This is a genomic window from Photobacterium ganghwense (assembly GCF_003025595.1).
Classification (GTDB): Bacteria; Pseudomonadota; Gammaproteobacteria; order Enterobacterales; family Vibrionaceae; genus Photobacterium; species Photobacterium ganghwense.
This window is the reverse complement of the sequence record NZ_PYMI01000002.1, coordinates 604,674-629,916: the sequence shown is the minus strand read 5'-3', so window position 1 is coordinate 629,916 and position 25,243 is coordinate 604,674. Positions and strand designations below refer to the sequence as shown.

Below are 25,243 nucleotides of genomic sequence, written 5' to 3'. Positions count from 1 at the left end.
TACCCCCGAACTGACCTTAATAATGAGCTTCAGACTGGTGCTTAGGCTGTTCTTCAAAATCAAAAAATATTCAGCCATTTTATAACAAAGCTATGGCAGAGCGTTTCCCTTCAATGCTGGCACTAATACTGGGTTTAGCGGAAATGGGACGCGATACCGGCCACTGTTTAAACTGGCCCGGCATGATATAACCCGCTAGCCCCGGCATTAATGGTTTTGTTTGTAGCCCCGGCGTTTCGAGCTGAACATCAACCAGCCTCACCGTACGTAAACCACGATTTGTAATCCTTATGAATACCTTTTTATTCTCAGTAACAAACTGTGCCTGGAGATCTTTCCAGTGATCTTCGTCTGCATTCATGGTCGGTTTTGCCGCTAAACCGTTACCGTAAATAAATAACGGCAGTGAGTATCTCATTCGGATTTTTACGGCCATTGCCATTGTTTCTTCAACTTGCATTGGTGGTTGAGCAGGAGGTAATTCATCAATGATGATTCGATATGCGGATTCCTGACCAGCCGGGATATTGGCCTGTACCAGCACCCTCACTAATTGTTTCTGCCCACCTGGAATTTGAACAAAAGGTGGGGTTGCGATGACTTGGTTTTGAACGGTATACGTATCCTGCCCATTATGTTGTTCCCAACGAAATATCCGCACTTGAAGATAGGCATCATCCCGGCCTTTATTTTCTATCCAAACTGATGTCGCTTTTTTATCTGCTGTAATCGTTGGATAGATTGGCCAAAGTAATAATGAATTTGCAGCCACACAGGGGGCTATAAGAACAAAAGACAAGACCGTCGAAAGTAACATCCTTGTTACTATAGTACGCATCGAAACTCTCCTTTTGATGCATTACCACTCTAAAGTGAGTGTGAAAGTATCCGAATAAAAGCCGGTGGTTTCATTACCGGTTATTGTAGCCAGCCCCCAGATGGGAACCTGAATATCATTTGGTGAATCAGTGGTATTCACCGGATAAAGAACGTCAATATCAAAAATTGTTGTTCTGGCTAAGTCCTGAAACAATAAATAGGTCACCTTGGCATCTTCGCTGACATGCTTCATTTGCCGCAACCCATCTTCTTGATACAAGCCCCCATTCAATGCGACATTCATTGCCACTCCCGGAGTACAACTTAACATGAGAGACGAATTGTAGGTCACCGTGCTCTCTAGTTGTGTCGCAGAGAGAGTTGCCACTCTTCCAAAATCAAGCGCCCCCATTTGCCCGACTGTCGTTGACGAGCCACTAACTGAACCATTCACCAGACACCCGGTATCAATGGTTGCTGTTACCTTAAATGAATCCGAGGAGGCAGTAACCATTGGTGCAGAAAAAACAAACAGTGCAATGATGGATACGGCATGACTAATTTTCACAGCCTACCAGCTTAACGTCACATTCAATGTATCAGAATAACTGCCGGCAACATTGCTGGTTCCATATGCACGCCCATATAATTCAATGGTTTGTGGTGTTGTATCCGTAAACTCTGCCATTAGAATTGAGGTATTGTTTTCGATTCTGTTACTTCGAGCGGGATCGCTAAAAATAGCGTAATCAACGTAATTACCAGAGCTATCACTCATTGTATGATTTCCATTTCCAACACCACCAACAATACTGCCATCATTGTTCCCGCTTGCAATTGCAAATGATGGCGTAACACCACTGCTACACACCACCGCGATTCCATTAGCGGCCCCACCAGTTACGGCAGAATCTTGCTGGACAAAAACAGTAGGTACACTACCAAAATCGAGCGTACCAAAGTCAATAGCTGAGTCACCGTCCAGTGTGTTGTTTCCATTAATAACACACCCGGCTTCCAGTGATATATTGACATTAATGGTACCGCTGACACTCGCAGAGAAACTATTAGAGGACAAGCATAACAAAGCCACGGTTAAAACAGTGAAACGATAAGGTTTGGCCATATTCAACTCCATTGATTGCCGCGATAAAAGTGTCACCCACTCTTAAAGCTAAGTTTCTGTAATAGTTATAGTTGAACATAGACCACAAGATGCATATTCATTGTAAAAAACATCGTGCATCTTCCACAAAGCAACAAAACCAGAGGCTATTAACAACAGTAACAATAAGCCAGATCGCCTATTTGCAAACAGCAAAGTCACGCTAAATTCGCCTTGATACTTTACCTCAGCTGAAAGCCATTCCATGATTTTCAATTTTTCGTTGAAAGTCTTGTTTGCTTTGCCGTATTTATCAAAATCACCAGATGGTTACACTTCTTTCTGTCCACACTATTAACACCAGCTTTAGAGAGAATTAGCCATGTCTGTACCATCACCTGCAAACGAGAAAAGCACCATGAAAGCCATTGGTTACCAACACGCCCACGCACTGCCAGATGTTTTAGCAAACAATCAAGTCTCAGATCCTGCGGGGTCACTTCAGGGCATCACTCTGCCGATGCCAACGGCTATCGGCCACGATATTTTGGTGGAAGTGAAAGCGATTTCGGTCAACCCGGTTGATACAAAAATACGCCAGCATCAGTCCGCTCAAGACGGCGAATGGAAAGTGCTGGGTTGGGATGCAGTTGGCACTGTCAAAGCCGTAGGCGATGAGGTCAGCCTATTTTCAGTCGGTGATCGTGTCTGGTATGCCGGTGATTTATCTCGCTCCGGCAGTAATGCTCAGTACCAGCTGGTTGATGAGCGTATCACCAGTCTGGCTCCGGTTAGCCTTAGCGATGCTGAAGCTGCGGCATTACCGCTGACGACAATTACCGCCTGGGAAATGTTGTTTGATCGCCTGGAAGTGCAACGTTCAGAACACATCGAAGGTAACAAGCCCGCGATTCTGATCATCGGCGCTGCCGGCGGTGTCGGCTCCATCATGGTGCAACTGGCTCGTCAGCTGACAGATCTGACTGTTATTGGTACGGCTTCCCGCCCTGAAACCACCGCGTGGCTGGAACAGCTTGGTGCGCACCATGTTATTAATCACCGCAACCCGCTGAGCGAAGAACTGCAAACCATCGGCTTTGATAACGTTGATTACGTGGTTATCCTGAACAATACCGATGAACACTATTCGGAAATCATCAAATCGCTCAAGCCTCAGGGCAAATTCGGGCTGATTGATGACCCCAAAAATCTGGATGCGATGCCGCTGAAACTAAAAAGCCTATCACTGCACTGGGAGCTGATGTTTACCCGCTCGCTGTTCCAAACTCACGATATGATTAAGCAGCATCAACTACTGGGCGAAGTCGCTCGCCTTATCGACAACGGTGAACTGAAAACCACGCTGGGTAACAACTTGGGGGCGATTAATGCAGATAACCTTCGCAAAGCCCACCAGCTGATCGAATCTCAAACGGCCAAAGGAAAAATTGTTCTTGAAGGCTTTTAATGCTTATTCATAAACATTAAACACCAAAACCAGGACAGGACAGGAAAGTGGCGGGTGTGAGTACGGAACACATGCATGTACAACAGCGTGAGTAATAAACACTCGGATAAGCACAGCCACTTTCCATTCAAAAAGACGAGCACCAGAATGAACGCCAATAACAAAAAGGCCACTACCATGATCAATTTACACGCAGAAATTATTGCCAACCCGGATAAACGAGACGCTTTGCAGATAGCCCTTCAAAACCTGCTCGAGCCGACACGACAAGAAGAGGGCTGCTGCCAGTACGAGCTCTACCAGGACACTCAGGCACCGGATCGGTTTTTGATGCAAGAGGTTTGGTGCTCACAAGCATCTCTTGATGCTCATCAGAAAAGCCCTCACCTTGAAGCGTTTCGGCAGCTTATCACCCGAAATAATCTCGTGAAACAATCAACACTCAGCTACTTACGTTTTATCGGCTAAATGCTACCCTTACGTCAAAATCATCACGAACAGCTGCTGTAACTGCCAATGAAAACCATGCAAGATTTTTACGTGTTTCTGGAGACAGCCAAGCAAGGCAGTTTTTCTAAAGCCGCCAATGTATTGGATCTGACGCCAGCCGCTGTCAGCGCCACCATTAAACGCTTAGAAACCCAGCTCGATACCATGCTGTTTGTGCGCTCGACACGTAACTTACGAATTACCGCTGAAGGTGAGCGATTCCGGGAAAAATGTCAGATCGCGGTCGACGCCATTGAAGAAGGCATTCAATTACTGAACCAAAAAGAAGATGTGCTGCAAGGTGACATCAAGCTGTCGATGCCATCCGACATTGGACGCAATCTGATCCTTCCCTGGATCGACGAATTTATGGATCAGCATCCTCAGATCAGCATTTCCGTCGTGCTGTCAGACTCACTCACCAACATGTATACCGAACCGGTAGACGCCGCAATCCGTTATGGTATTCCTGGTGATTCCACCATGGTGGCTCTGCCGATTTGTCAGGAAAACCAACGCGTCGTTTGTGCGTCACCTCATTTCCTGCAAACCAGCAGAGATATCCGCCACCCTACCGATCTGGAAGCCCTGAATTGCCTTAGCTTCATGTTATTCAGTGCTAACCATTCGCGCTGGCGTTTTTTTCAGGGGCAAGACTGGACAGAAGTCAAAGTTAGCGGAAACCGTAAAGCAAATGATGGGGATGTCGTAAAGCGCTGGGTTGTTGCCGGGAAAGGCATTGGTTATAAATCTCTGCTGGATGTCAGCGAAGAGTTATTGGCCGGAAAATTGATTCGTCTGCTGACTGACTGGCATGGCGAGCCGGCCCCTTTGTATCTGGTATGCCCGGACAGGCGGCAGCTCACCCCCGAGTTACGGATATTAAGGGAGTTTCTGGCAGAGAAGTGTCAAAATCAGTGGATACGGTGTGAGAAGTTACCGCGTTAATGTCGCGGTCCAGACTATAAAAATGTGCCAACGTAGCGATGTCAAAGTAACCAAGCACCTGCACCAGCTTAATAACGTAAACTCACTAACCCAATGCTACGTTCTCTCTAATTCGTATGAGTATTATCAACAAGATCTAAAAACTCATTCCAGCATGGGCCTCATTATCATTTCTCAGCCATGAAGTAGACTGTAGTTACGTTATCTAACAGCCTCAACAATAGGGAGAGCAACTATGTCTACCTATTATTCCGGGCTAGAGGTCACCCCGACAGTGCAGGACTGGATTCCAGAATACATTGGCCCTGCCAGCCGACTAGTTGCAAAATATGGCGGGAAATACTTAGCTCGTACCAACAGTTATGAACGTCTTGAGGGCGACACTAAATCTCCTGCAGTGCGTATTATTATCGAGTGGCCTTCCCATAAGGCAGCGATAGACTTTATGAATGACCCGGAATATACCCCCCATTTGAAAGCACGGACTGCGGGCTCTGTCAGCCATCACGCTTTGATTGAAGGTAAAGACGATCTGGGCTATCTGTTAACCGTTAACCGTTAACCGTTAACCGTTAACCAGAATCGATAAGGAATTTCTGTTATGCAAAACGTTATTTTGATTACTGGCGCGACGGATGGCATTGGTTTTGAGACTGCAAAAATGCTGATAGCACTCGGTCACCATGTCATCGCTCATGGGCGCAACCCTTCAAAAGTTGCGGCTGTGATTAATCAGTTGAACAACATAGCAGGGGAAGGCAAAGCAGAATCGGTCATAGCAGACCTTTCTGATCTGAAAACCGTGACCGCGATGATTGAGGAAATCGCACAGCGCTTTAGCAAAATAGATGTACTGATAAACAACGCTGGGGTATTCAATGCGCCTCAGACGATCACTCCGGATGGTTTGGACATTCGCTTTGTTGTAAATACCATTGCGCCGTATCTGCTTACTACTGCATTACTGCCTCTGCTGCCCAAGACAGGCCGAGTGATAAATCTTTCGTCTGCGGCTCAGGCGCCAGTCAACATCGAGGCACTGGATGGCCGGGCTGGTCTAACTAAGACAGAGTCATCCAACAAAACTGGCGCATTGAGTGACAGCGATGCTTATGCGCAGAGCAAGCTGGCCCTGACAATGTGGTCTCGCTATCTGGGACAGAAATACAAACCGGAAGGGCCCGTGATTGTGTCCGTTAACCCTAAATCATTACTGGGCAGCAAGATGGTCAAATCAGCCTTTGGCATCGCAGGCGGCGATCTCAGACTCGGCGCTGATATTCTGGTTCGAGCAACCCTGTCTGAAGAGTTTGCCCATGCGCATGGCTTGTACTTTGATAATGATCTAGAACGATTTACTGAACCACACGGTCAGGCGCTTAACGATGACAAGGTAAAGCAAGTGGTCAACAGCATTGAAAGGCTTATCAGAGAGTTAACGTGAGCAACAGATTAGTGTTGGCTGCTGGGTAAACAGAAGAGACAAAGACAAAGGAAAAAGAATACACACTGAAAAACTCATGCACTTGCCACAAACAAAACAGCCCTGAGCAAACGCTCAGGGCTGTTAGTCTTAGCCACGATTACATCATCAGGCTAAATTCTACATCATCAGGCTTAATTCAAAGCTCGCCTAAGTGGCAAACAAGTGACAAACAAACGACAAACGCTTATTTCACCATGCCCTTGATGTATTCACCCAATTCTGAGTGGTGCATAATTTTTGAAACCGGCACAATCTCTTTCAACGGTCCCCAGGCAAAGACATTGACAGGAGTATGCGTGTGGGTGCCCGTTCCCCAAACTGTGTTCTGACCGGTTGCATGCTGGCGCGCCAGTACGTTGCCGCGATCGTTGTACGGGAAGAAAGCATCAAAATCATTGATGGCTGGTACGTCCTCAGCAGACAGGTAACTGTGGTTATCTGCATGGTAAGGATTCTTTTTCATCTTCAAAACGTCAGCAGCCTGAGCCACTGTGATTGGAAAATCGCTGTTGGCATTTACGATTTCAGCGAGTTTTTCAGGCGTTTGCTGTTTTTTATCCAGCTTATCGAATTCGCCGAACATCGCAGCATAACTGAGCTTCTGGTTGTAAAGACCATCTAAAATATCAAACTTACCGAAGTTGAAGTTAGGCTCATAATTCTGCTTCTGAAACGCTTCACCTGAACGTTTTTCCGGTTTTGGCAGATCAGCCGATGAATAGCTGAAGCCGAAGGAACCGGTTTCATGGTCAGCCGTAACGATGATTAGCGTGTCGTCACGATCTTTCGCCCAGTTATAAACGGCATTTACAGCTTCATCGAACTTAAGCATTTCATGCAGCATTGTGCCTGCATCGTTGCTGTGACCAGCCCAATCAATCTGACCACCTTCAACCATCAGGAAGAAACCATCTTCGTCTTTTGAAAGTACGTTAATAGCCTTCTCAGTCATCTCTTTCAGTGATGGTTGAGTACGTTCCGGGTCATTTTTCGTATTGCTGTAGGCAATACCGTCATTCATGCCTGAATCAGAGAACAGCCCCAGTAACTTATTACCTTGTGCCTGTTCCAGCATCTCTTTGTTGAATGCCAGACTATAGCCATCATTTTTTGCTTCAGTCAGCAGATTGCGCTCATCCTTACGCTTCGACGTCAGCTTCACATCACCGTGAGTCAGTGTTGCAAGCGCTTTATAAGTGTCGCCTTTCTCGTTGGTTGATTGTGGAATCCAGTGACGAAGACCACCTGACAACATGACATCCGCGCCCGTAGTCAGCATGTCCGATGCAATGTCGTTTTCCAGTGAACGGTGCGGCTGGTGTGCGGCAAACGCCGCAGGTGTCGCGTGGGTCAAACGGGTATCGGAAACCAGACCAGTGGCTTTGCCGACACGTTTGGCTTTTTCAAGAACGGTTTCAACATGATCGCCGTTCGAGTTAATGCCAATCACTTCAGAAGCCGTAGGTAAGCCCGTAGCCAGCATGGTTGCTGAACAGGCTGAATCGACAACAATCGACTCTTCCGGGTTCGTCATGGATGAGCCGATCACGCCATCCTGAGCGAGTTTATACAGTGCGGTAGTGTCGCCTTTGTAGATTGAATGCGGAGCATTCTTTGCGTAGGCTTCCAGCAGACCAACTTGCTGCGGGCCCATGCCATCACCGATCATCAAGATAACGTTTTTTATCTCTGCCGACAGTGCTGAAAAGGAAATAGTAGAAGTGGCTACAGCGAAAGCGAGAGGTTTAACTAAGTGTTTCATCTTGGTTCCTAATGTATAAATGCGGCGCTAGTTAACCAATCTTTTTTTACGTTTTTATTGCAGCCAGCAAAAGTTTTTCTAAGGACAACGATCACCGGCATCCAATCCACAATCATTTAAACAACCAGCTTTGAAATCAGGCCGGGCGCAAACATCATCAGGTTTAAAATAAATTAAGCCTTAATAATTAAATATTTATCAACAAGCACTTCCCCTAAAAAATGTTAGGGAAAAATCGAAACCATTACGCTTACTTTATGATTTGAAAGGCTAATAAAGCGTTAAATTTTCGTCTTGTTATATCAACAGGGCTGCCGAAATTTACAGAAAGACGATGCTCGAATACCACGGCATGAATGGGAAAATAACTCGCAAATGAGTCATCTAAATATTATTTTCATAACTCATTCCATTATCCAATAAGCGGCTTTCACAGAATATCCAAATTACCCCCTCCCAAAAAAACAAAAAGCAAAACCGAAAAAAACAAGGGCAATAGCTTGCCCTTGAGGATAGGTATTGTTAACCAAAGCCTTTAGACCATCGACCTAATGCGCATGATGCATCAAACCAGATTCAACCATCGCGGTAGTGGCAACAGCACTGCACCGCGCGGATTCTATACATCCTCCGTTATTGGCTTGCTCATCGCTGCGATAGACGGTGACCCCTTCTTTGATGGTCTCTTCAACACGGATATCGGCCAGTTTTTCAGGTTCCACTTTCAGCGGATTGGCAGAAAGAACAACCAGATCCGCCAATTTACCGACCTCAAGTGAACCTTTGTTTTGCTCTTCCTTGTATTGAGTCGCCGCCCACAGAGTTTGTGATTTCAGCCCTTCAAGCGATGACACCCGCTGATCCGGCCCGATAAGGCGACCTGTCCGGCTCACACGGTTGACCGTAGCATAATAAACTCGCATTGAGTCAGGTAACGCCACCGGAGAATCGTGGTGAGAGGTAAAGATCATGCCTAATTCACGCGCCCACCCGGTCGGAGAAATGTTCTGCGCCCGCTCTTTACCCAGCACGGAATCACTGTGCCAGTCTCCCCAGTAAAAGGTATGCATCGGGAAAAATGCCGGGAAAATACCCAGGCGTTTAAACGCCCCCACCTGATCTTTTCGGGCAGTCTGAGCATGGATAGCCACAAAACCACGGTCCGGCTTGCCATGTTTTTCTTCACTGGCTTCGACTCCTTTGATCAACTGGTCAATCGCCGCATCACCGTTGACATGAGTAAGCAACTGCCACCCCTTACTTTGAGCGAGTTCGATGTATTTTCCGGCCTGTTCATCACTCATACTGGAATAGCCTTTGTAACCCGCCTCTTGTCCTTCTGGCGGAACCAGATACGGCTCGGTCAGCCAGGCAGTCTTACCCTGAGGAGAGCCATCGAGATTAAGCTTGGCCCCTGCAACGCGAAAACCGTTCATGTATTCGCTGGCGTAATAGGGTGGAACAATAACATCACGGGCTATCTGAATATCGGCATAGGCTGCCACATCAATTGGCAACTTGGCTTTTTGTGCCAGCTCATACATGGTTTTAACGGCAGAAGTAGAGGCACGTCCCTCCTGAGCGGTGGTGTAACCAAAGCTGGCGTACAGCGCCATGCCCGCTTTGAAGATAGCCTCGTTTTCTGTCGGACTCAGCTTGGCAAACATGGGAAGTAATGAGCCAAAGAAAGCCGTTTCTTCTAAAACACCATTAGGTGTTTTACCGTCAGCTTCCCGACGGATTTTTCCCCCTTCAGGATCTTGGCTGTCAGGCCCAATACCTGCCAAGGCTAACGCCTTGCTATTGAGTGTGGCCAAGTGACCCGACTGATGGATGATGATCACAGGGAGATCTGCTGACACCGCATCCAGTTCTTGCCGGGTAGGATGACGCCCTTCTTTAAGTTGTGAGTCGTCATATCCAAAGCCCAGAATGATGCCATGCTGCTTGTTTTGCGGTTTTGATGCCCATGCGTTCAATGATTCCTGCAACGCAGATATGCTGTCTACAGACCCATCAGGCTCAGCCAGCAGATTCGCGGATAAAGCCTGAATCCCGGTATTAAAGACGTGGCCATGGGCATCAATGAATCCCGGAATCAGTGTTTTTCCATGCAAATCGACGATTTTAGTTTCTTCATCTTGTAACTTCATCACGTCAGCTTCACTACCAAGCGCCAATATTCGGCCATTTTTAATCGCCAGTGCCTGCACTGATGGCGCGCTATCGTTGACAGTGACAATATCACCGCCGAGATAGATGGTTTGTGCTGTGGGCTTCGGAGGACTGACAGCATAAGCGGAACTGGCTGCTAGCAAGGAGATAACAATGGGAGCAATTCTCATAAGGGGTCTCCAGATAATGAAAAACACAAGTCACGGCATTACACTGCGCGAATACAACGGCACGAACGCAACGTATCGCTGAAACGAATTGCTGAAACGTATTACTGAGAAGGATTCTTTATCAGAGTAAGACAGATTCATTGTATAGGGTGAGATTCCACTATTAATGTGAGTGCATATACGAAATTGATGGCCGATTCACACAACATGACACACAACTTGGTACACGAAGAAGTGACCATGGTCTTTCGCCGTATGTGAAGCGAGACCAACTCTAAAAACACGACTCAGAGCCAAAACGCCTATTTTTCCTCTGGCGCCGAATATTTTCTGTGCTAGTATCTTCATCACATTCGTGTTTTAAACCACCAAAACACGTATTGACAACAGCACTATTTCACTACAGCACTATCTCATTACAACATAAGGAGAACACGATGATTGTATTCAAAACCCACCCGGCAACGATGAATCGCTGAGCGGACGTTTTTCCAATATAACTTTCTGACTTCCCTCAACGCCCTTCTCTTTGCCCGGTGCTCTTAACCGGGGTTCATCTGTATTCATTTGACCCTCAATATTTTGTTTCTGCATACAGAGCGATTCTGCATGCTTAGGGAAAAGTAATGAATTCCAAAATTACACTCAGCCAACTGGGTTGGCAGCCTGTATTTCAACAACAACTGACACTTGAAGACTTAGAACAGACCCGCATTGGCCGAATACTGGCGCATCATCGCAGCGGATATAGTGTCCAAACCGAACAGGGTGACGTTCACTTGCCGATGCACCATGCCATGCCGCCCATGACTGTGGGTGACTGGTTGCTGCTGGATCTGAATCAACAATTCGTCCGCCTGCTGGAACGCTCGTCGCTGTTCAGCCGCAAGGCAGCCGGGAGCAAAGTGGCCGAGCAATTTATCGCCGCCAATGTGGATACCCTGTTTATCGTCAGTTCGCTGAATAATGACTTCAATCTCAGCCGGATTGAGCGCTACCTGGCGTTAGCACGTGAAACCGGTGTTGAACCGGTGATCGTCCTGACAAAACAAGACTTATGTGATGACCATGACAAGAAACGGGCGGAGGTTCAGCGCCTGAATCCGCTTCTGATGGTAGAAACAGTCAATGGGCTGGATCCGACCAGTTGTGACGTCCTTAATAACTGGTGCGGTACGGGCAAAACCGTGGCTTTCATGGGGTCGTCCGGTGTGGGGAAATCCACCTTGGTGAACACCCTGATGGGAGATGACATTCAGCAAACCGGCGGCATTCGCGAAGATGACAGCAAGGGTCGGCATACCACGACATCCCGCTCGCTGCATTTTATGCCAAGCGGCGCGATTCTGATCGACACTCCCGGAATGCGCGAGCTGCAAATTGCAGACTGTGAATCCGGGTTAAATGCACTGTTTGCTGATATCGACAGACTGGCAGAACAATGTCGCTTCAGTGATTGTCAGCACCAGAGCGAACCGGGCTGCGCGGTACTTCAGGCGATTGACAGTGGCGAGCTCGATCCTCGACGGGTGAAGAACTATTTCAAGCTGCTCCGCGAGCAGGCAAGAAACAGTGAGTCACTCAACAAGCAACGTGAACGTGCGAAATCAAAACAGTTGGGGCGGCATTACAAGTCGGTTCAGTCCGAATCCCGACTTCTGAAAAAAGGGTATTAAGCGTATACCTTATAGCCAAACAGGCACTGTAATAAAAAACGCCTGATATGAACAAAGCCCGCTATTTGGCATGATTTACGGCCAGATAGCGGGCTTTTAACGTTGGTCAGGCTTATCCTCAACAGACTGGCCTCTTCGTAAAAATCGACATTGCAACAGGAAACGACGTTTCAGAAAGAAGCGATATCTGACAGAAAGCTCGTGGGGGTATCAGGAGCATGACTGTAAGCCGTTTACCCTGCCAGACATCGCTATGTTGATTACCCGTTCAGCAAATCAAGCATCGCTGACAGGGCGATTTTTTCTAACCGACTATTACTGCGCATTAATTGCTGGCGAAAGTAGACTGTCATAGTTCTGGCGTCAGTTCTGGCGTCGTTACAGAAGACACTCTGCTGTTTTTGTTGGGTTTTATCTGGATTTTTCATCATTTTATCTCCCTTTTCTCGTCATCAGTGTCGCGCCGAAACCGGAAAGTAAAAAGAGAGCAAATACGGAAAAACCTTGCCGCATAACTGCCTTCTGACACAAAAAACTCGCCTGAAACAGCGATAAAAAAGGAAATACGGAACAGATAGAATGAAACATTGCTTCTTTTTGTTTCAGGAATTTCGCTATCATGAAACTAAGTGGACGAAGCTATATGAATAAAGCTCTGCAAATGAGCGATGAAAATAACGCTAGGTAACTAAAGCGGTACCACTCAATCTATTCACCAAACTTACACGCCACTGGGCCTGTGATAATTTAACGCTGTGTCTGACCTCAATTTATTGCGCTACTATGCGCGGCTGACTCCCATGGGTGTGGGGGAAGCCATTAAAACATCGTTGCCTGACATTTCTGACAGCCTGTTTACCAGCTTGCGCCATGCCCGAAGCCTGCTTGCCCAGATGCAAGAGGCCGGATGGCTGCTCTGGCAACCCAAAGTTGGCCGAAACCAACGCTCTACCCTATTACTGAACCGGGATTTGGGTGATCTCAAACAAGAACTGGCGGCCGAACGGATACGGGAAGGCAAATACGAAAAAGCGCGGGCAATCCTGGATGATGACAATCTGGCCTTTAGCCGTTTACTGCAAAATACCTCCGGTGCCTCTATGCGCGAGGGGCGGCTGCATATCCAACTGACCTACAAGCGCCCCTTTGAGCGCCTTGTTCCGCATCAGATACAGCGCTCCAGTGAACGATTTTTCCTGCGCCAGATATACTGCTGCCTGGTGTCCAGCGATCGTGAGGGTCACCTTAAACCCGAACTGGCCCATCACTGGCATTATGATGCCGACAATTTGCAGTGGACCTTTTATCTGAGGCCGGGGCTGGTTTTCCATAACGGGACGCCCATTGATGCCGATACCATTGCGACGCTGTTTACCCGTCTGAGCTGCCTGACGGAATACCAGACTGAGATGGCGCATGTGATCAGTGTCAGTGCGCCACAGCCTCAAACTGTGGTCTTTACCCTGTCAGAGCCGGATCTGGGATTTGGTGGCATGATCTCTGGCGTGCGCTATTCCATTCAGCCGCCGGGGCAGGTGAATCATGCACAAACACCCGCCGTTGTAGGATGTGGCCCATTTGAGGTTATTGAACATACCGCGACTCAGCTCCGCCTGCAGGCGTTTGATCGCTATTATGGCTGCCGGGCATTGACGGATCAGGTCACTATCTGGCTGATCGACGAGCAGGATCAACGGCAACCCCACATCCGGACAAACCACCCGGATATCCCCTATCCAGATGCGAATATCCCTCCGGCTGAAACATGCAAAGAGCTCGCAGGAACAGCCCCTATCGGGATGCCTGGCTCACTGGACAGCACATCAGGAAACACAACCAAAAACACACCTCAACCATGGGCTGACTCAGCCAATAGTGAGGCGGCCTGCAACTACTATCTTGCCCCTAAACTGAGTGACCCAACCTGCGAGGAAAACCTGCATTCTCAGGTCGAAGACGGCTGCATGTTCATTTTGTTCAACCAGCAAAGCGCCCATGCCCTCACCAGCGCTCAGCGACGTTATCTTTCCAGCTTTCTGTCTGCAGACAAGCTGGCCGAGCACCTAAATCAGCGTGGCGCGCAGTTTGGTTCAGTGCTGGCGGGCAACCTGCTTTCGCACTGGCACGTTATTACCCGGCCTCAAGCCCCGTTCAGCAAACTGCCGAAACAGCTTTCGATCGCAGTGTACGATTATACCGCCCTGAAAAACTGCGCCTATGGTATTCAGGCATTGCTGGAGCCGGAAGGGATCCGTGTCAAAGTCAATGTCTACGCATATCGTGACCTAATTGAACGTTGCCAGCAGCATTTGCTAACGGAAGATATGGTGGTGACCAATATCAATCTTGATGATAACCGCCACGCCTCCGCATTCAGCAACCTGTTTAACAATGCGGTGCTGCATCACTGTATCGGCGAGCAAGCCAGCCAATGGTTCCAGCATTCCCTGCGACAACTACGAGCCAGCACACCACTGGAACACTATCTGGATGCACTGGAGCCCATTGCCTCAACGTTGATCACCGAGTACTGGCTAACGCCCCTGTTTCATCATCGCCAGACGCTACGATTTAAGGGTGTGCTGAAAGATGTGGAGCTGACCAACTGGGGCTGGCCTGACATCAAAAACGTCTGGTCCACAAGCGAATAGGATTTTTAGTTGGCTGCGGCAGTAAGCTGGGGCTGTAAAATACCAGTGCGTTCGCTTAAAAAACCCAGTCGTCATGATTTCCTGCCGATAAATTCCGGTATCCTCGATGGTTGTATAAGTCGATTTACCTCACATTTAATGTCTCTTATGGCAAAGGTTCGTGATAGAATCGCGCGCTTCATGTAAGGCAGAGATAACTCTGCCTTATCGCATTCAGTACATACAGAGACGATTCATGCCATTCTCTAAACTTGGATTAAGCGAATCACTGACTAAAGCAGTGAATGAGCTCGGATACAGCGAACCGACCACCATTCAGGCGAAAGCGATTCCTGTTGTTCTGCAGGGACAAAACCTTATCGCTGCGGCGCAAACCGGTACTGGTAAAACCGCTAGCTTTGTCCTGCCGATTCTTGAAAAACTGAGCAAAGGCGAAACCAAGCGCAAGAAACGTATTCGTGCTCTGATTCTGGTACCGACCCGTGAGCTGGCCATTCAGGTGGAAGAGAAAATCACCCAGTACGGTAAACACACCGGGTTGACGTCTCTGGCGATGTACGGTGGTGTGGATGAACAACAGCAGAAACAACGCTTGATCGAAGGCGTTGATGTACTGGTTGCCACCCCGGGCCGATTGATTGATATGTATGGTCGCCGCGCTGTCTACTTCGAAGAAGTGGAAATGGTGGTGCTGGATGAAGCCGACCGCATGCTGGATATGGGCTTCATTGATGACATCGAAAAGATTCTTGATCGTTTGCCTGAAAACATTCAGTTCCTGCTGTTCTCTGCAACTCTGTCACGTAAAGTCCGTGATTTGGCAAAATCCGTGGTCGAAAACCCGCATGAGATCACCATTGCGGCAAATCAGGCGTCAAAATCAAACATTGAACAATGGCTGATCACCGTCGACAAAGACAAAAAATCCGCGCTACTGAGCCATTTGATTCAGGAAAACCAGTGGGATCAGGCACTGATTTTCATCGAAACCAAGCATGGTGCAGCCAAACTGGTTTCTCAGCTGGAAAAACGCGGCATTGCAGCCGAAGCATTCCACAGCGGTCGCAGCCAGGCGATTCGCGCGCAGCTGCTGGAAGATTTCAAAGCCGGATCGATCAAATACCTGATCGCAACAGGTGTGGCAGCACGTGGTATCGACATTGAAGACCTGTCGCGCGTAGTGAACTATGATCTGCCTTTCCCGGCTGACGAATATGTACACCGTATAGGCCGTACAGGCCGAGCCAATGCCACGGGTGAAGCGATTTCGTTTGTATCGAAAGACAACTTCAAGAACCTGTGCATGATCGAAAGCCGCCTGGGCCACCTGATTGAGCGCCGTGAAGTGGAAGGCTTTGCGCCGAAAAAGCCTGTCCCGGTAACGATTCTGAACTACGTGCCGAAAACTAAGCATGTCGATCAAGACCCAACGGACAAACCGCAAAAGCGTGCGAACCCAGGTAATCGATCTAACCGCAACAACACAAATAACCGAAAACCTCGTTCTGCCTCAAAAGCCAAACCTAACACAGGCAATAGGACTGACGGCAGAAAAGACAGCAGACAAGCCGTCAGAAAAGCCGACAAATAACGGCACGACCTGAGCTTACCAAAGCCTCTTCCCTGGGAAGGGGCTTTTTCATCTCCCCGCGCTACGGTTGCCATCACCAAGTTCACCCAAAGTATTGCCCCTATCGCCAAATCGCCAAATCGCCAAATCGCCAAATCGCCAAATCGCCAAAGATTAAATCCCGGCACACAATTCGCCAGCCAGCCTAACACCTACCTTAACTCAGCTCGAACAAGCTCCTTTTTCTTTTTTGGCTAAGCTTTGTTAATAACAGTCAGTCAGAGGCCGAGATGAAAAAGCAGTTGCAAGTTGTCGTAACAGGCGGCCCCGGTGGCGGCAAAACCACCGCACTGGATCTCTTTCGCAGAGAACTGTGCCATAAAATTGCGGTGGTTCCCGAGGCCGCCACAGTACTCTTTTCCAGTGGCATAACACGCTCGGACAATGAACAGTTGATAAAAATGGTCCAGAAAACCATTTTTCATCTTCAGAAGAATTTGGAAAACATCTACAAAGTACAATACCCGGAGAGGCTGCTGGTCTGCGACCGAGGGTCACTCGACGGTTTGGCATACTGGCCCGGAACGGAAAGTGATTTTTTTAAAGAAGTAAACTCAACGTTTGAAGAAGAAATCGCGCGTTATGACGCGGTGATTTTTTTTGAATCAGCGGGCGCCACCGGGCACGATATCAGCAGCAATAACCCTGTCAGAAACGAGTCGTCTGAGCAGGCGGCCCTGATAGACGTCAAACTGCAAAAAATTTGGTCCAGACATCCCCAGTTCTATTTCGTTGGCAGCTCAGAATCTTTTGTCCGAAAAATCATGTTTGGCATCATGACGCTGGAAAATGTGATCAACCGATACCAAAGACCATAACCGTCTTAAATGTCGAGCTATAGATACATGACGGCCATAACATTGGCCCTGCCACTGTTATGGCCTGAAGCCATCCATGACAAATTTGCTTCCTATCGATCCCATTAACAAGCCCGCCCCTTTATTGATATAGGACTTAAAGCGTAAATATCCTCTTTGTGCTTTCGCGCTGGAAAGCAGAGTCGCCACAAAGGCATACCATGAAAAGTTCAGTAAAAACACACTGAATGCTAATATCCAGGTTGTGTGTTCTGGCACGTCAGCAGGTAACAACGCGGCAAATACGCTGCTAAAGACAATGGCTGTTTTGGGATTGCTCAGTTGCGTAATTAGGCCCAGCGACATCGCTTTCAGAGGCTTAGGGCGACCGGGCTCCGTAGCTGTGTTGGCGGACAGAGAGTCTTTGCTGGTACGCCACATTTTCGCACCCAGGTAGCAAAGGTACAGGCCACCTAACACCTTAAATGTCATGTACAGTTCGGGGACCACCTTAAATAAAGTGATGAGACCCGATGAAGCCAAAAAGGCAAAGATCGTCGCCCCAAGACCTAAACCCAGGGCTATCGATACCGCTTCTATTCTCGACTTCGACATGGCTGTTTGGGCAACTAAAACAAAAGACGGACCCGGTGTCATCGCCCCAAAGAGTAACAAGGAAACCATCGGCAACACAAAGAGGTACTGCTCAACCATTATTAAAAATCCCTTTCAGTTTAGATGCTGACTTAGTGACCTCGACCTGACACCTGTTATAGTCATTGGGTACGGGTTAATCCCGCAGGAGAAAATACATTTCATCTTAACGCGATATCGCCAGAAAACCAGAACAGCATGAAACTGTTTCTATCATGTTCAAAATCCAATGACCCAAGTTCAAAATCCAAATACGCGATTTATAATTACTCTTCAATACGTTAAAGACCACTCCTCACGCCCTGTTGCCAGATTTCCCATTGTATGAACACAGAAAACGATGGGCACAATGAATATCTCTCTTAATAATCTGAAAAATAAAGTTATTTATTTTCGCCGAGTCATTGACTCCACTCAAGTCAGGTTCTCCGGTGCTAGACTTTACGATAGGCACTTAGCCATTAATGGGAGGACTGAAATGAACTATCAGCATATATTAGTGGCGGTCGATCTCACGCCATCGAGCCAGGTAGTCATAGATAAAGCGATTTCATTAGCGAAAGGCACCAACTGTAAAGTTTCTTTTGTGTTTGTGGACGTAAATAGCGTTTTTATTGCCCCCAGAGAAGAACATAAAATAGAACATGAGCTGCAAGTACTGGCAAAAAAAAGTGGTTATCCGATTACAGATACTTTGGTCGTTATGGGTGACCTCCACATCAAACTCTCCGGAGTCGTTAAAAAGATGGGGATCGATCTGGTCGTGTGCGGTCATCACCATAATTTCTTGAGCCGATTATTCTCCTCCGTCCCCAAATTGGCCAATGCTGTAGAAGCTGATTTATTAGTGGTGTACCTCAAACAGTGATGACGTTAAGGCTCGATGTGTCTTAGTTCTTGGTGATTGGTGATTGGTGATTGGTGATTATGCAAGCGAAGAACTGGAAACCAACTGTCATACAACATGCTAACCGCCAAACGACAGAGAAGTTTGAATTTTCAGAAGATTCCAGCTTCTCTGCATTCTGATGTTAAAGTTCAAAACCGCCAACAGCCACCCATATAAAATCTCACCATATAAGAACTCACTGGGTTAATTATCTCAAAGCCAGAAAAGCCCTTGTCTACCCCGCAATGACCGTAATAATCCAAGCATGACCTCGCATTAGAACCGTGCTCAACACCATATCAGCGGTTCAAAAACGTACGCGGGGATAAATATCAAGCGACTATCTCATTCGAAGAGAGCATCACGTCAGGGACATTCAACAGATTTTTCAGGGAGAGAAAATCGTGGTTGCATTATTTCTTAAATGCTTACTGGGCGCAGCGGCCGTGCTCCTGATTGCATTATTGTCGAAAAGCAAAAGCTTCTTCATTGCCGGGCTTGTCCCCCTGTTCCCCACTTTCGCGTTGATTGCCCATTATATTGTGGGAGTAGAACGCACCATGGAGGAGCTCAGAACGACTGCATTGTTTGGTCTTTATTCCTTGATTCCCTACGCAGCCTACCTGATAGCCGTGTATTACTTGAGTTATCGCTTTAGCTTAACCTGGACGCTATCGCTGGCAACAGTCACCTGGTTGTGCTGCGCCTTCGTTTTGCTTCTGGGATGGATGAAGCTGAATCCTGCAATGGCCTGATCATATATATCGTTCGCTCTCATGTTTCTGGGCATGTATATAGGTATGGTGTATTTAAGTAGCAGTGACTTCATAAAAGTTGACGTCGCTCTAAACCGCAGCAAACAGTGTTTATAAACACCAGCAGTTGCCTTTCTTTTGTTTAATTAAAACGACAGAATTCGTGTCTTCCAATGATGAATAGTTGAATGAACAAGGAGTGATTCATTGACCAGGCACACACCAAAGGCACTCCAGGGCGGCCGAGATGGCGTCATATTTCGTAAACAAAACACTGTGATTCGACCGATGAATCCATGGTCTCACACCGTCCATTTACTGCTTACCCACCTGCATAGCCAAGGTTTTCATCAATGCCCTGCTGTAGTGGGGATAGATGAAAGTAATGAGGTACTCAGTTACCTTGAAGGCGATACATTCAATTACCCGCTTCGAGGCGCCATTGCAACTGAAGAAGCGCTGTTTTCTGCAGCTCGGCTATTGCGGCAGCTCCATGACGCCAGTACAACATTCCTGAGCGCCTATCCCGACTTTTCGTGCCAGTGGATGCTACCTGGTCGCACACCACCCGAGGTCATCTGTCATGGTGATTTCACGCCGTATAACGTGGTTTTGAAAGGCAACAAAGTGGTTGGCATTTTTGATTTCGATACTGCCCATCCCGCTCCGCGTCTGTGGGATTTAGCCTATTCGATCTATTGCTGGGCTCCCTTTAAGACCCATAAAAATGACAAAATGGGCAACTTACAGGATCAGATACAACGGGCCTTGTGCTTCTGCGACGGGTACGGTGCAGACCTTCAGCAGCGTTCACAGTTGGTTGAGACTATGATTATCCGCCTCCAAGCGCTGGTCGATTTTATGCAAGCTGAAGCAGACAGTGGCAATCCACAATTTCAGGCGCATATTGCCGAGGGGCATCATCTGAGTTATCTCGACGACATCGTGTACTTACAGCGTAATCAGCACGCCATTACCTTAGGGATTGACCCTCATTCCTGATCCTATAACTGGACCCATTATTTTCCCGCTTATTTAGTCGGACGATTAGACGCGAGGCAGTTCGGAAATATTGCGGGCTGTTGCCAGGAATCGATTCCCTGTACAAATAAATGTTCAGCCCTGAGCGCAATATCGCTCAATAAAATCGATTTCATTCAAATATTTTCACCCCTCAGGCAAAGCATTTTTGTGACGCCACTTCCATATCATGATTTTTATGAGGCAGTTTTATGCACAAAAAACATGAGCAAACGCATGATTAATTCCTGAAATCAATATGTTAAAAGTATCACTGCATCGAAAAGCATAACCTCCCCAAACTCATCACTATCACATATAGTTACGTACTTAAAATGCAACCCGATGAATATTAAAATCACAAACTGACAATGGAGTGTTTGAATGCGTGAAAAAGCCTACCTTGCGGCTTGCCTGTTTATGTTGTCGGCCTGTGGCGGTGATGATGCGAAATCCTCTCCCACAGACAACAAGCCCAATATCTACGCTGGTGCAGACGTGTCTGCTTACGGCAAAAAATCTGTTCAGTTAACACCGACGTTTTCAACTGACGTTAGCAACCTCTCCTCCGTCAGGTGGACTCAGGCTGAAAGCGACCCACTGCAAGTTTCCATCAAGACTGACAGCGAGAATAATGCCTCCTTTATCGCCCCGGATATCTACGACAAGGTTACGTTGCACTTTACGGTGACCGCTGCATTTTCCGACGGGACAAGCAGCAGCGACGACATTGAGGTGACACTGATCCCGGCTGAGCATTCGCTGTCACTGGCTCTGCAAGGGTTAGGGCAAAGCATTAAAATAACGGATCAACACCTGGTCGTGATTGGCGGCTCTGTGACTTCAGATCATCCGCTTAAATCCATTAAGGTCATTAACATGACCACAGGTATCACTTATGACGCCGGTATTGCAGATAGCTGGCAAGCAGAAATCGCTCTAGCAGAAGGTGATAATACCATCGATGTCTCAGCGATCTCTGACGACGATACATCCCTTTCCATCTCCACAGACATCACTTATTACCCGAACATTGATTTTATTACGCCCCTACAGTTTGATACGACCACTCTTTACTTAGGGCAAAATCCGAAATCTGTCATTGTCACGATTGGTACGAATAATCCGAACAACCCGACCATTACGTTGGTCGATAGCGCCAATCAGGAGATTGCGACTCTTTCTGACGATGGTGTTTTACCCGATGAAATCCAGGGTGACGGTATCTTTACTGCGAAATTTGACGCACAGGCGACGAATGTTGGCAGCATCTGTTATCGCGCCAAACTGACGGACACAAACGCTGTCAGCTACCAGTCTGAAAAGCTGTGCCTCTGGGGTGCAGACAGCTATGATAATGCGGATGTAACCAGTGCAGTCATGTTGGCAGATTCCGTCAAACTGCTAATTGATAACAGTCTTGAAGCCGGCAGTGATGTCAAAGCCGCCGCACAAGCCGCTTATGAAAAAATGCAGACCAACCCGGCGATTGGAGCTTCGGGCTTATCGCCTGACAGCGGGTTGTGGTGGGTCGATGACAAAGGGATATTGGGCCTGTACCATCCGGTGATTGCCGGCTCAAAATCCGGGGTGGAGCTTCGCAGAAATGAGGGACAACCTCCGGTTTTGAAGGCCACTTTCACCACACAATATTACAGCTATGACGATCAGGCACGTCACAGCCAATCCGTTACAGCAATTCATACCAGTATCAACCAATCTAAGAGCGCTATCTCTGGCTTAAAAGCGGCAGAAGATAACCGGATTAAAAGCTCCCGTGCCGTCATTGTCAGCCCTTTCATCAATAACCCGAATGTCAGTCCAGCCAATAACTTTGGCTCTACCGATGATTACCATTCAGTGTGGCAAACATTGAAATCTGCAAATTCCTGCCAGTTATCTGCGGATAAAGAGCTGATCAACGATGGGACTGTCAACGTAACCCTGGACAGCTACAAAGATTTCAGCCTGTATGGATATATTCACCTTTCCACGCATGGGGACAATTATTACAACGGCCTACTCAGCTTATGGAAAGATGAATGGGGCCCAAATGATTTTCTGAAAGGAGCACTCTCACTGGTCGCTATTTATACCGGTATTGCGTTGCCGCAAAATGACGACGGTTCTTATAACATCAGCGGATATGAAGAAGACCTGCACATGAAGCGACTGGCTATTGGCCCTGGTGGCTTGCTGGTTGTACTGCCGTCTTTCTTTGATCATTATTTAACGACATTGCCAAATAGCTTGGTGGCACTGTCAGCTTGTCGATCTATGCATAACAACTCCCTGGCCAATGTCCTTATGGCAAAAGGGGCCGGAGCCATTCTTGGATACGATGACTACGTGTTATCGACTTACGCTCAAAACACCACAAATACCATTTTGCAGGAAATGCTAAACAATGATTCTACCTTCGGCGAAGCAGTGACAGTGGCCAAATCCACATACGGTGCCAGCGACGGCAGCGCAACGGATGCCAAGCTTGTCACTACGGGCGCAGATAACCTGAAACTGCCGTACGGCTCGCTCACTAACCTGGACTTTGAAGACGGTGTGCTTGGCGTATGGTCTAAAGACGGCGATGGCAGGGTCGTGACACAGTTAGGCGTGACGAAACCCACTGGTGGCAATTTTATGGGCATTGTGTCAACCGGACTGGGTTTCACCACCACATCAGGGACCATCGAACAAACAGCCTGTCTGGTATCAAGCGCAAAAACGCTGCGGTTTAACTGGAAAATGTTCTCTGAAGAATTCCGTGAATACTGTCATACCGAGTATGATGATTCCTTCAGCGTTACCGTATGCAATGAAGATTCCACGACATGTAAAAGCTTCAAAACCAGTGTAAACCAGCTTTGCACCGAAGGCGGGCTGCTTCCTTCTGACATCCACTTTGATCAAGGGGATGTTTATAAAACAGAATGGAAGAATGAATCTATCGATATATCGGAACTGGCAGGTCAGCGCGTCAAACTGTCGGTTTACTCTTCCGATAAAGGTGACAGTATTTACGATACCGCCATACTGGTTGATGACATCACGGTCGAATAATCACTGACGCCCAGGAGCATCATATGAAAAAAAGGCACGCTTTTCTGCACTGGTTTATTCCGGGTTGGGTCTGTTCGCTGGTAGCCTGCAGCGCAGAAGAACGTCTCCTTTTTGAAGATGATGCTCTGGGTAGCGTGTATTTAATTTCGCAATCCCAGGGTTGTCAGCTATCGCATGAATCGTTAAAAGAAAAGCTGACAATCCTTATCAACAGTGCCGAGAAGGATCTTGCGCCATTAAAAACCATTTTTCACCCTACCCATCCCTTTGTGCTGGAAAACAGCCAGCCACCTTTGCTAAAAATACAGCAAACAGCCACAACAGGCTGGCAGGTTTCTCTAACGGACTCCGCTTCCTGGCTGTTTCGCTTTGACCATGACACAGTGACGGCCTACGAATATCCTCAGAGTCTCAAAATTAGCTGTGAGTAATGGTTTTTCCGCCTTAGTTTCGAACTGAGTCCATATACCTAACCTCCTTCTCACTATTGATATTTAACACTAAAGAGATATTACTATCCCAGTGACAAATACCTTTAGAGCATTATCAGAGGCGGATTCCATCTTAATATTGTTCTACCTTCACATTTTTGCTCTCCGTTCCAAAATTGCGTTGACGGCACACCCTCCCGCCATTAAATTGACGCCAATGGAATAATTACTCGACGGAATGCCAACAATATGAATAGAAATGGTTTTACCCTGATTGAACTGGTAGTCGTGATTGTCATTCTGGGTATTATTGCCGTAACAGCCGCCCCTCGATTTCTCAATGTGCAGAATGATGCCCGAAATGCGGCCCTGGAGGGTCTTAAAGGTGCCATTCACGCAGGTCTTAGCGTGGGTTACGGTAAAATGGCCGTTGCTGGGCTGGAAAGTGTCGCATATATCACGAATAAAGCGACTGATGACGGTAACTATAAGGCAGAATCAATTCCAATTCCTGGTTGTGAAAAAGGCGGAGCTGAGCGCTGTATTTTCCGATATGGCTATCCGGAATCAGATTTTTACACACTAACAACGCTCGTTGATGGGATTAATAAACACTATTATCAGGATAAAGATTGGGGCATTACTCGGATTGATAATGACAACGCACTCATTATTACTGAAAAGAACAATCTGGATTATGCTGCTCAGCAACGTCCCCCGCTGATGATTCGTGATAACTGCTACATCCGTTATCAGCACCCGGAAAGTGCTAATGCAGGCTACACACTGGAAATCATTCCTTGCGAATAATACCGGCTGAGCCCAATCACTGATCGTATGCGCTAAACAGATAAACATGAAAACGGCGACCTTACTGGTCGCCGTCTTTTTTAGAGCTTGGCTCACGCACGCAATCTAGCCTGACTAGGCCAAGTCTGCCGCAAAGGGTTTGCCGCCAAGTGTTTCCCGAGCAGCGCATGGTAAAAGTCATTATCAGGCTCCCCCCCTTCAAGGCGTTCTTTCGTTCCGAGTAATACCGGTTGTCCGGTTCGGTAGCGAATTTCCAACGCATCGCGCAAAGAGACATGTTGTTAAAAACATATACCCACGAGAGCAACCATTCCCTAAGTACCTAAAGTATGAGGATCCGGTTGGTTTTAGGTTTGAATTTAAGGTATTTTCCAAGTTTGCTTATCAGGCTGACGTTTTTGCCTATGCTATCAAATGCAATATATTGTTCAGACCTAATAAAAAGCCT

The 25,243-nt window shown here is 47.4% G+C and carries 22 protein-coding genes; 15 read left to right on the top strand and 7 right to left on the bottom strand.

Annotated features, from left to right (window positions below):
- Positions 1-79: 79 nt before the first annotated feature.
- The 3 genes from C9I92_RS08695 to C9I92_RS08685 are packed head-to-tail and all read right to left on the bottom strand — an operon-like array spanning position 80 to position 1,945.
- Entirely contained in the window at positions 80-838 is a 759-nt protein-coding gene (locus tag C9I92_RS08695; RefSeq protein ID WP_047884676.1) for a fimbrial biogenesis chaperone, read from the bottom strand.
- A gap of 21 nt (positions 839-859) precedes the next feature.
- Entirely contained in the window at positions 860-1,387 is a 528-nt protein-coding gene (locus tag C9I92_RS08690) for a Csu type fimbrial protein (protein WP_242551953.1), read from the bottom strand.
- 3 nt (positions 1,388-1,390) lie between these two features.
- Positions 1,391-1,945 (bottom strand): Csu type fimbrial protein, encoded by a 555-nt coding sequence (locus C9I92_RS08685; protein ID WP_242551952.1) that lies wholly within the window; start codon positions 1,943-1,945, stop codon positions 1,391-1,393.
- Between the two features lie 361 nt (positions 1,946-2,306).
- Here C9I92_RS08685 and C9I92_RS08680 point away from each other — a divergent pair, with 361 nt between their 5' ends.
- The 5 genes from C9I92_RS08680 to C9I92_RS08660 all read left to right on the top strand — a co-directional run bounded on the left by C9I92_RS08680 (position 2,307) and on the right by C9I92_RS08660 (position 6,273).
- Positions 2,307-3,392: a zinc-binding alcohol dehydrogenase family protein gene (locus tag C9I92_RS08680; RefSeq protein WP_211263826.1), complete on the top strand. Its 1,086-nt coding sequence runs from the start codon at positions 2,307-2,309 to the stop codon at positions 3,390-3,392.
- 75 nt (positions 3,393-3,467) lie between these two features.
- Positions 3,468-3,860, top strand: a complete 393-nt coding sequence (locus C9I92_RS08675; RefSeq protein ID WP_242551951.1) for a putative quinol monooxygenase — start codon at positions 3,468-3,470, stop codon at positions 3,858-3,860.
- Between the two features lie 57 nt (positions 3,861-3,917).
- Entirely contained in the window at positions 3,918-4,829 is a 912-nt protein-coding gene (locus tag C9I92_RS08670; protein WP_242551950.1) for a LysR family transcriptional regulator, read from the top strand.
- Positions 4,830-5,064: 235 nt separating this feature from the next.
- Positions 5,065-5,391, top strand: coding sequence for a DUF1330 domain-containing protein (locus C9I92_RS08665; RefSeq protein WP_047884679.1), 327 nt, complete (start codon positions 5,065-5,067; stop codon positions 5,389-5,391).
- A 39-nt stretch (positions 5,392-5,430) separates the two neighbouring features.
- Positions 5,431-6,273, top strand: coding sequence for an SDR family NAD(P)-dependent oxidoreductase (locus tag C9I92_RS08660; RefSeq protein WP_047884680.1), 843 nt, complete (start codon positions 5,431-5,433; stop codon positions 6,271-6,273).
- A 226-nt stretch (positions 6,274-6,499) separates the two neighbouring features.
- Here C9I92_RS08660 and C9I92_RS08655 read toward each other — a convergent pair whose 3' ends face one another.
- Positions 6,500-8,077 (bottom strand): alkaline phosphatase, encoded by a 1,578-nt coding sequence (locus tag C9I92_RS08655; protein WP_047884681.1) that lies wholly within the window; start codon positions 8,075-8,077, stop codon positions 6,500-6,502.
- A gap of 548 nt (positions 8,078-8,625) precedes the next feature.
- On the bottom strand, positions 8,626-10,422 hold the full coding sequence (locus C9I92_RS08650; RefSeq protein WP_047884682.1) for an amidohydrolase: 1,797 nt from the start codon (positions 10,420-10,422) through the stop codon (positions 8,626-8,628).
- Positions 10,423-11,048: 626 nt separating this feature from the next.
- On the opposite strand from C9I92_RS08650, the gene rsgA reads away from it, so the two are divergent.
- Positions 11,049-12,098, top strand: a complete 1,050-nt coding sequence (gene rsgA, locus C9I92_RS08645) for a ribosome small subunit-dependent GTPase A (protein ID WP_047884683.1) — start codon at positions 11,049-11,051, stop codon at positions 12,096-12,098.
- Between the two features lie 260 nt (positions 12,099-12,358).
- Here the strand turns inward: rsgA and C9I92_RS25405 are convergent, their stop codons facing one another.
- The gene (locus C9I92_RS25405) at positions 12,359-12,529 is read right to left on the bottom strand and encodes a hypothetical protein (RefSeq protein ID WP_157038317.1); all 171 of its coding nucleotides are present in this window, start codon (positions 12,527-12,529) and stop codon (positions 12,359-12,361) included.
- A 324-nt stretch (positions 12,530-12,853) separates the two neighbouring features.
- Between C9I92_RS25405 and C9I92_RS25675 the strand changes: the two genes are divergently transcribed.
- The 3 genes from C9I92_RS25675 to C9I92_RS08630 all read left to right on the top strand — a co-directional run bounded on the left by C9I92_RS25675 (position 12,854) and on the right by C9I92_RS08630 (position 17,197).
- Positions 12,854-14,749 (top strand): SgrR family transcriptional regulator, encoded by a 1,896-nt coding sequence (locus tag C9I92_RS25675; RefSeq protein ID WP_047884684.1) that lies wholly within the window; start codon positions 12,854-12,856, stop codon positions 14,747-14,749.
- A 235-nt stretch (positions 14,750-14,984) separates the two neighbouring features.
- Entirely contained in the window at positions 14,985-16,340 is a 1,356-nt protein-coding gene (locus C9I92_RS08635) for a DEAD/DEAH box helicase (RefSeq protein WP_084712520.1), read from the top strand.
- A 269-nt stretch (positions 16,341-16,609) separates the two neighbouring features.
- Complete coding sequence (locus tag C9I92_RS08630; RefSeq protein ID WP_047884685.1) at positions 16,610-17,197, top strand: AAA family ATPase; 588 nt, start codon at positions 16,610-16,612, stop codon at positions 17,195-17,197.
- 57 nt (positions 17,198-17,254) lie between these two features.
- Here the strand turns inward: C9I92_RS08630 and C9I92_RS08625 are convergent, their stop codons facing one another.
- Positions 17,255-17,890 (bottom strand): LysE family translocator, encoded by a 636-nt coding sequence (locus tag C9I92_RS08625; protein WP_047884686.1) that lies wholly within the window; start codon positions 17,888-17,890, stop codon positions 17,255-17,257.
- A gap of 418 nt (positions 17,891-18,308) precedes the next feature.
- On the opposite strand from C9I92_RS08625, the gene C9I92_RS08620 reads away from it, so the two are divergent.
- From C9I92_RS08620 to C9I92_RS08595, 6 genes are all read left to right on the top strand, one after another.
- Entirely contained in the window at positions 18,309-18,698 is a 390-nt protein-coding gene (locus C9I92_RS08620) for a universal stress protein (protein ID WP_047884869.1), read from the top strand.
- Positions 18,699-19,123: 425 nt separating this feature from the next.
- Complete coding sequence (locus tag C9I92_RS08615) at positions 19,124-19,474, top strand: GlpM family protein (protein WP_047884687.1); 351 nt, start codon at positions 19,124-19,126, stop codon at positions 19,472-19,474.
- Between the two features lie 207 nt (positions 19,475-19,681).
- A complete protein-coding gene (locus C9I92_RS08610; RefSeq protein WP_047884688.1) occupies positions 19,682-20,476 on the top strand; it encodes a phosphotransferase enzyme family protein in 795 nt (264 codons plus the stop codon).
- A 402-nt stretch (positions 20,477-20,878) separates the two neighbouring features.
- On the top strand, positions 20,879-23,554 hold the full coding sequence (locus C9I92_RS08605; RefSeq protein ID WP_053061776.1) for a PKD domain-containing protein: 2,676 nt from the start codon (positions 20,879-20,881) through the stop codon (positions 23,552-23,554).
- 23 nt (positions 23,555-23,577) lie between these two features.
- A complete protein-coding gene (locus C9I92_RS08600; RefSeq protein WP_047884689.1) occupies positions 23,578-23,985 on the top strand; it encodes a hypothetical protein in 408 nt (135 codons plus the stop codon).
- A 249-nt stretch (positions 23,986-24,234) separates the two neighbouring features.
- The gene (locus C9I92_RS08595) at positions 24,235-24,795 is read left to right on the top strand and encodes a prepilin-type N-terminal cleavage/methylation domain-containing protein (RefSeq protein WP_047884690.1); all 561 of its coding nucleotides are present in this window, start codon (positions 24,235-24,237) and stop codon (positions 24,793-24,795) included.
- The last annotated feature ends 448 nt before the right edge of the window (positions 24,796-25,243 follow it).

What these genes read in the sequence shown, in the direction of transcription:
- C9I92_RS08695 (WP_047884676.1), bottom strand. Translation starts at nt 838, where the DNA reads ATGCGTACTATAGTAACAAGGATGTTACTTTCGACGGTCTTGTCTTTT.
- C9I92_RS08685 (WP_242551952.1), bottom strand. Translation starts at nt 1,945, where the DNA reads ATGGCCAAACCTTATCGTTTCACTGTTTTAACCGTGGCTTTGTTATGC.
- C9I92_RS08680 (WP_211263826.1), top strand. Translation starts at nt 2,307, where the DNA reads ATGTCTGTACCATCACCTGCAAACGAGAAAAGCACCATGAAAGCCATT.
- C9I92_RS08675 (WP_242551951.1), top strand. Translation starts at nt 3,468, where the DNA reads ATGTACAACAGCGTGAGTAATAAACACTCGGATAAGCACAGCCACTTT.
- C9I92_RS08670 (WP_242551950.1), top strand. Translation starts at nt 3,918, where the DNA reads ATGCAAGATTTTTACGTGTTTCTGGAGACAGCCAAGCAAGGCAGTTTT.
- C9I92_RS08665 (WP_047884679.1), top strand. Translation starts at nt 5,065, where the DNA reads ATGTCTACCTATTATTCCGGGCTAGAGGTCACCCCGACAGTGCAGGAC.
- C9I92_RS08660 (WP_047884680.1), top strand. Translation starts at nt 5,431, where the DNA reads ATGCAAAACGTTATTTTGATTACTGGCGCGACGGATGGCATTGGTTTT.
- C9I92_RS08655 (WP_047884681.1), bottom strand. Translation starts at nt 8,077, where the DNA reads ATGAAACACTTAGTTAAACCTCTCGCTTTCGCTGTAGCCACTTCTACT.
- C9I92_RS08650 (WP_047884682.1), bottom strand. Translation starts at nt 10,422, where the DNA reads ATGAGAATTGCTCCCATTGTTATCTCCTTGCTAGCAGCCAGTTCCGCT.
- rsgA (WP_047884683.1), top strand. Translation starts at nt 11,049, where the DNA reads ATGAATTCCAAAATTACACTCAGCCAACTGGGTTGGCAGCCTGTATTT.
- C9I92_RS25405 (WP_157038317.1), bottom strand. Translation starts at nt 12,529, where the DNA reads ATGATGAAAAATCCAGATAAAACCCAACAAAAACAGCAGAGTGTCTTC.
- C9I92_RS08635 (WP_084712520.1), top strand. Translation starts at nt 14,985, where the DNA reads ATGCCATTCTCTAAACTTGGATTAAGCGAATCACTGACTAAAGCAGTG.
- C9I92_RS08630 (WP_047884685.1), top strand. Translation starts at nt 16,610, where the DNA reads ATGAAAAAGCAGTTGCAAGTTGTCGTAACAGGCGGCCCCGGTGGCGGC.
- C9I92_RS08625 (WP_047884686.1), bottom strand. Translation starts at nt 17,890, where the DNA reads ATGGTTGAGCAGTACCTCTTTGTGTTGCCGATGGTTTCCTTGTTACTC.
- C9I92_RS08620 (WP_047884869.1), top strand. Translation starts at nt 18,309, where the DNA reads ATGAACTATCAGCATATATTAGTGGCGGTCGATCTCACGCCATCGAGC.
- C9I92_RS08605 (WP_053061776.1), top strand. Translation starts at nt 20,879, where the DNA reads ATGCGTGAAAAAGCCTACCTTGCGGCTTGCCTGTTTATGTTGTCGGCC.
- C9I92_RS08600 (WP_047884689.1), top strand. Translation starts at nt 23,578, where the DNA reads ATGAAAAAAAGGCACGCTTTTCTGCACTGGTTTATTCCGGGTTGGGTC.
- C9I92_RS08595 (WP_047884690.1), top strand. Translation starts at nt 24,235, where the DNA reads ATGAATAGAAATGGTTTTACCCTGATTGAACTGGTAGTCGTGATTGTC.